At 65.7% G+C, this 6,314-nt stretch carries 5 protein-coding genes; 3 read left to right on the top strand and 2 right to left on the bottom strand.

What is annotated here, in order from left to right; genetic code table 11:
• Both QZX62_RS09800 and carA read right to left on the bottom strand, forming a co-directional pair.
• Positions 1-605: hypothetical protein (locus tag QZX62_RS09800; protein WP_294174063.1), on the bottom strand; the 605-nt coding region annotated here is incomplete at its 3' end.
• Positions 602-1,771: a glutamine-hydrolyzing carbamoyl-phosphate synthase small subunit gene (gene carA / locus QZX62_RS09795; RefSeq protein WP_294174061.1), complete on the bottom strand. Its 1,170-nt coding sequence runs from the start codon at positions 1,769-1,771 to the stop codon at positions 602-604. The genes QZX62_RS09800 and carA, both read right to left, overlap by 4 nt.
• A gap of 136 nt (positions 1,772-1,907) precedes the next feature.
• Between carA and QZX62_RS09790 the strand changes: the two genes are divergently transcribed.
• The 3 genes from QZX62_RS09790 to rpoD are packed head-to-tail and all read left to right on the top strand — an operon-like array spanning position 1,908 to position 6,286.
• Entirely contained in the window at positions 1,908-2,363 is a 456-nt protein-coding gene (locus QZX62_RS09790; RefSeq protein ID WP_294174060.1) for a GatB/YqeY domain-containing protein, read from the top strand.
• A gap of 11 nt (positions 2,364-2,374) precedes the next feature.
• Positions 2,375-4,213 (top strand): DNA primase, encoded by a 1,839-nt coding sequence (gene dnaG / locus QZX62_RS09785; protein WP_294174058.1) that lies wholly within the window; start codon positions 2,375-2,377, stop codon positions 4,211-4,213.
• Between the two features lie 12 nt (positions 4,214-4,225).
• Positions 4,226-6,286 carry an RNA polymerase sigma factor RpoD gene (gene rpoD, locus QZX62_RS09780; protein ID WP_294174056.1) on the top strand — a complete coding sequence of 687 codons (2,061 nt, stop codon included), beginning with the start codon at positions 4,226-4,228 and terminating at the stop codon, positions 6,284-6,286.
• Positions 6,287-6,314 lie beyond the last annotated feature (28 nt).

Below are 6,314 nucleotides of genomic sequence, written 5' to 3'. Positions count from 1 at the left end.
ACCTTGGTCAGAGGTAGAACCTTTACCTGCTCATCGACCTTATCCTTCAAGGTACAGAAGAAACCCTCTCCTCGGATGCTAATGAAGTGACGTTCCAGGAAGCGCCACACGCGATCAAGGTCATCCCATAGAACATTCTCTTGGACATTTAGAAGGTCCTCCGGGGTTCTGACGAATGGGTTGAGTTCGTGCAGCCAGATATGTGTACGCTGGTATATGTCGATGAGTTCCTCGGCTGTGAGGCGCACGCTTGGCGTTCCCTGGACGACTATCGTCGCCTGGTGGGCTGCTTGCTCTTCCTCCGTAGCCTTTCGTATGATGCTAGGGCTCGGCACCGTTTTCATGTTCTTCTTGGCTAAGCTGCGAAAGATCTGGTCAGCTGCCCACTGCCCAACAGCATCCCTCGGAACATGCTTAAGGCCATGATCAATCGCTATTAAGCAGCCAAAAGCAGTTCCTTCGATGATTTTCCTCAGCTGGAATGCAATCACCTCGGAACGCGTGAAGGAACCCTTGCCATCGACCTGCACGGTTCGAGCCAATTCAAAGCGCTGACGGATGCGGAACATCAGGTCGCCATACCGTTCATGCGCAGCACGGGTCACCGCATCATCCCCACAAACCGCTCAAACAGATAGAAGCTATCCTGCGGCCCTGGGCTTGCCTCGGGGTGATACTGGACGCTGAAGGCCGGCCGGTCGAGCAACTCGATGCCGCAGTTGCTGCCGTCGAATAGCGACACATGCGTCTCGCGCACGCCCGCCGGCAGCTCGCGCGAGACCGCGAAGCCGTGGTTCATGCTGGTGATCTCGACCGCGCCATCGGCCAGCCGCTTAACCGGGTGGTTGGCGCCGCGGTGGCCTTGGAACATCTTGCTCGTCTGGCCACCGACCGCCAGCGCGAGCAGCTGGTGGCCGAGGCAGATGCCGAACAGCGGGAGCTGCGTATCCAGAATCTGCCGGATCACCGGAATGGCATACTCCCCAGTTGCCGCCGGATCGCCCGGGCCGTTCGACAGGAAGAAGCCGTCGGGCTCATGGGCCATCACCTCCTCGAACGAGGCGGTCGCCGGCAGGATCGTGACCCGCGCCCCGGCCTCGACCAGGTTGCGGAAGATGTTGCGCTTGGAGCCGTAATCGATGGCGACGACGTGGGGGCGGCTGTCGGCGGAAGGTGAGCCTTCCTCGTCATAGCCCAACTCCAGGCACCACTTGCCTCCGCTCCAGACCTCCAGCTGCTCGCGGCTGACCTCCTTGGCTAGGTCCATGCCCTCCAGCCCAGGCCATTCCCGCGCCATCCGCTGCAGCGCGGGCAGGTCGAACCGCCCGTGCGCCTGATGCGCGATCACCACCGTCGGCGGCCCTTCCCGCCGCACCAGCCGCGTCAGCGCCCGCGTGTCCAGCCCCGCGATCCCGATCCGCCCATGCCGCGCCATCCATTCGGGAAAGTCCACCTTCGACCGAAAGTTCGACGGCGAAGTGACCGCTTCGCGCACGATGCACCCCAGCGCATGCGGATCGGCCGCCTCCACGTCCTCGTCGTTCGCGCCGACGTTGCCGATGTGCGGAAAGGTGAAGCACACCACTTGCCGCGCGTAGGAGGGGTCGGTCATCACCTCCTGGTAGCCGGTCATCGCGGTGTTGAAGCACAGTTCGCCCACCGCCTCGCCCTCGGCCCCGAACCCCTGCCCCCAGGCGACCCGGCCGTCGGCAAACACCACGACTCCCGTCGCGCCCGGTGGAGGCGCAGGCGAGGTCGTTGGAGTGGCCATCGGTGAGAGGCTCCTGCGGGCGGTTGCGGCGATGTCGCTAAGGGTCCCGGCTAGGGGCTTGCGGGGCCCGGGTCAACGGCTGGTCAGGCCGGCCACTCGCGGTTAGGTCTGGCGGTTTCCCGGCAGAGACGGAACGATGATTCGAGACCACATCAAGGCTGCGCTGGTGACCGCGATGAAGGGCGGCGACAAGGCCGGCACCGGCACCATCCGCCTAATCCAGTCGGCCATCAAGAATCGCGACATAGAAGCGCGGACCGGCAAGGCCCCTGCGGACGACGACGCGCTGGTCACCGAAGTCCTCCAGAAGATGATCAAGCAGCGCCGCGAGTCGGTCGAGCTCTATCGCAAGGGAGGGCGTGAGGAGCTGGCCGCGACGGAGGAAGCGGAGATCGCGGTGATCGAGCGCTTCCTGCCCCAGCAGCTAAGCAAGGACGAGGCCCGCGCCGCAGTGCAGGCGATCGTCGCGGAAACGGGCGCGGCCAGCATGAAGGACATGAGCCGGGTCATGGCGCTGGTAAAGGAACGCCACGCCAGCAGCATCGAGCCGGCGCGGGCGAGCGCTCTAGTGAAGGCCGCCCTCGCGGGTTAGCCTGACCTGCGATGACGCTGAGTCCCGCCTTCCTCGACGAGCTGCGAGCCCGCACTCTCCTCTCGGCCGTCATCGCGCCAGACGTCAAACTCACCAAGGCCGGGCGCGAGTGGAAGGCGTGCTGCCCTTTCCACAACGAAAAGACGCCCAGCTTCACAGTTAACGACGACAAGGGCTTCTACCATTGCTTCGGCTGTCAGGCGCATGGCGATGCGATCCGCTTCCTGACCGATGCACGGGGCCTGCCGTTCATGGATGCGGTGAAGGAGCTCGCGGCCAAGGCCGGGATGGAGGTACCCGCGCCGGACCCGCGGTCGCGCGAGCGGGCGGAGCGCAGCACCGATCTCACCGACGTCATGGCGGCGGCGCAGCACTGGTTCGCCGAGCAGTTGGGCGGTTCGGAGGGCGTGGCTGCCCGCGACTATCTGCAGGGACGCGGCATCAAGCCGCTGACGGTGCAGCGCTTCGGCCTCGGGCTCGCTCCCGCTGGTCGAACCAACCTCAAGCGGGCGCTGGCAAGCCAAGGCGAGGACAAGCTCGTCGATACCGGCATGCTCATCCGCCCCGATGATGGTGGCGACACCTACGACCGCTTTCGCGACCGCCTGATGATCCCAATCCGCGACAATCGCAGCCGGGTGATCGCGTTCGGCGGCCGCCTGCTCGGGCCGGGCGAGCCCAAATACCTCAACTCGCCCGAGACCGTGCTCTTCGACAAGGGTCGCACCCTCTACAACATCGACCGCGCCGGCCCGGCCTCGCGCCAGGCCAAGCGGGTGATCGTGGTCGAAGGCTATATGGACGTGATCGCCCTCGACCAGGCCGGTTTCGCCGAGGCGGTCGCGCCCAACGGTACAGCGCTCACCGAAGCGCAATTGGAACGACTCTGGCGCCTCGACCCCGCGCCGATCCTGTGCTTTGACGGCGATACCGCGGGACAGAAAGCGGCGGTCCGTGCTGCTCTGCGTGCCCTCCCCCACCTCGCGCCCGAGCGGACCTTGCGCTTCGTCGCGCTGCCAGCTGGGCAGGACCCTGACGATCTGGTCCGCTCGGGCGGCCGCGACGCCTTGGAAGCGCTGCTCGAAAGCCCCCAGCCGCTGGTGGACCGGCTGTGGCGACACGAGCAGGAGGCTACGCCCCTCGCTACCCCGGAGGAACGAGCCGGCCTCAAGCAGCGCCTCCTCCAGCATGCCGCCGCCATCGCCGACCGCTCCTTGTCGCTCCTCTACCGCGAGGAATGGCTGTCCCGCTTCGACGCGCTCACCGTTCGCGGCCGCCCGCCTGTTCGTCCCCAGCAGCGCGGCCAATGGGTCAAAGGCCGCGGCTTCGTCCCGCCTCCGCCCCCCGCCAGCGCGGCCGCCAGGACGATCGGGCAGCAGGGCATCGACCGCCCAACCGCCCGCGCGATCCTGGCCGGCCTTGCCCTCTACCCCGAAGCGATCGCCGGGCACGCGGAGGCGCTGGCCGCCTTTTCCTTCGCCGACCGCAACGCTTCCCGCGTCCGCGACCTGCTGCTCGACGCAGCCATGGATGGACAAGCGCTTGATAGGGAAAGGGTCGCCACCATATTGCGAGATGCCGGAGCAGCAACTCACCTGGATCAGGGGACGCGCGGCGGCGGCATGGGCTTCACCTTCAGCCGGCCCGACAGCGACCCGCAGCGCGCCCAGCGCGACTTGGGCGTTGCCATCGAGACGCTGAGCGCGCAGCGGGAGATCGCCGCGGCGCTGGCACATGCGACGGAACGGTTGAAGAACGGAGACGAACGAGCGTTCGACGAGCAGCTGCGGCTGCACGCCGCACAGAATGAAACAAACGAACGGCTGGCGAAATTGACCGCCACCGACTAAGCGCAGCGCAACATGGCGAAGACCGAAGCAACCGAAACCGAAACAACCGAGAGCGGCGACGCTCCCCTCCTGGACCTCAACGACGCGTCGATCAAGCGGATGATCGCTCGCGCGAAGAAGCGTGGGATCATCACGGTCGACGAACTCAACGAGGCGCTGCCCTCCGACCAGATGTCGCCCGACCAGATCGAAGACGTCATGTCGGCGCTCAACGAGATGGGCGTGCAGGTCGTCGAGAACGAAGACGTCGGCGACGACGAGGACGGCGAGGCTGCGAAGCAACAGGCCGCGGCGGACGACGACGAGGAAGACGTCGATCCGCTCGACGACGGCGGCCCGCGCCCTGCGGCGGCAACCAAGAAGGAAGCGGTCGACCGCACCGATGACCCGGTCCGCATGTACCTGCGCGAGATGGGTGCGGTGGAACTGCTCTCCCGCGAGGGCGAGATCGCCATCGCCAAGCGCATCGAGGCCGGCCGTGACACCATGATCTGGGGTCTGTGCGAGAGCCCGATCACCTTCAACGCGATCATCAGCTGGTCGAACGCCCTCAACGAGGGCCGCATGCAGCTACGCGAGATCCTCGACCTTGAGGCGATGCTGTCCAAGGGGCCGACGGCCGAGCAGATCAACGCGAGCGAAGAAGGCGAGGAAGGCGAAGGCGAGATCAGCGCCTCGCTTGCCGGTCCGACCATCAAGGAAGACGAGGAGCCCGCGGACGAGCCCGCGGCCGCCGCCGACGATGACGACGACGACATGGTCGAACGCCGCGCCCCCAAGCCGGCCGAGGAAGAGGAAGAGGACAACACCCTCAGCCTCGCCCAGATGGAGGAGCAGCTCAAGCCGCAGGCGCTGGAGAAGTTCGCCTCCATCACCGATCTGTATCGCAAGTTCTCCAAGCTTCAGGAAGCGCGCCTCACCGCCATGGGCGGCGGCCGCGATTTCGCACCAACGGACGAGAAGAAGTACCAGAGGCTCTCGGAACAGCTCACCGCCGAGGTGGAGAGCGTTCAGTTCCACGGCTCCAAGATCGAGTTCCTGGTCGAGCAGCTATACAGTTACAACCGGCGCCTGACCGCGCTCGGCGGGCAGATGCTGCGCTTGGCCGAGCGCCACCGCGTGCCGCGCAAGGCGTTCCTCGACAGCTACATGGGTTCGGAGCTCGACGACAGCTGGCTCGACCGCGTGGCCAAGCTCGACAAGAAGTTCGCCGCCTTTGCCGCCGCCGAGCGCGACACGGTGGACCGCATCCGCACCGAGATGGGCGAGATCGCGCAGGCCACCGGCATGAACCTGGCCGAGTTCCGCAAGATCGTGAACCAAGTCCAAAAGGCCGAGCGCGAGGCGCGCATCGCCAAGAAGGAGATGGTCGAAGCCAACCTCCGCCTCGTCATCTCCATTGCCAAGAAATACACCAACCGCGGGCTGCAGTTCCTGGACCTGATCCAGGAGGGCAACATCGGTCTGATGAAGGCGGTCGACAAGTTCGAGTATCGCCGCGGCTACAAATTCTCGACCTATGCCACCTGGTGGATCCGGCAGGCGATCACCCGCTCGATCGCCGACCAGGCGCGGACCATCCGCATCCCGGTGCATATGATCGAAACGATCAACAAGCTGGTCCGCACCAGCCGTCAGTTCCTCCACGAGACCGGCCGCGAGGCGACCCCCGAGGAGCTGGCCGAGCGCCTATCCATGCCGCTCGAAAAGGTCCGCAAGGTCCTCAAGATCGCCAAGGAGCCGATCAGCCTCGAGACCCCCATCGGCGACGAGGAAGACAGCCACCTCGGCGACTTCATCGAGGACAAGAACGCGGTCATCCCGGTCGATGCGGCGATCCAGTCGAACCTCAAGGAAACCGTTACCCGGGTCCTGGCCTCACTGACGCCACGCGAGGAGCGCGTGCTACGCATGCGCTTCGGCATCGGCATGAACACTGACCACACGCTGGAAGAGGTGGGACAGCAGTTCAGCGTCACCCGCGAGCGCATCCGGCAGATCGAGGCCAAGGCCCTGCGCAAGCTCAAGCATCCGAGCCGCAGCCGGAAGATGCGGTCCTTCCTGGACCAGTAGGGCGGAACCGGGCGCGGCGGCGGTGCAT

The organism is uncultured Sphingomonas sp., assembly GCF_902806265.1.
Lineage (GTDB): Bacteria > Pseudomonadota > Alphaproteobacteria > Sphingomonadales > Sphingomonadaceae > Sphingomicrobium.
The sequence above is the reverse complement of the archived record's forward strand: the minus strand, read 5'-3'. Positions and strand labels throughout refer to the sequence as shown.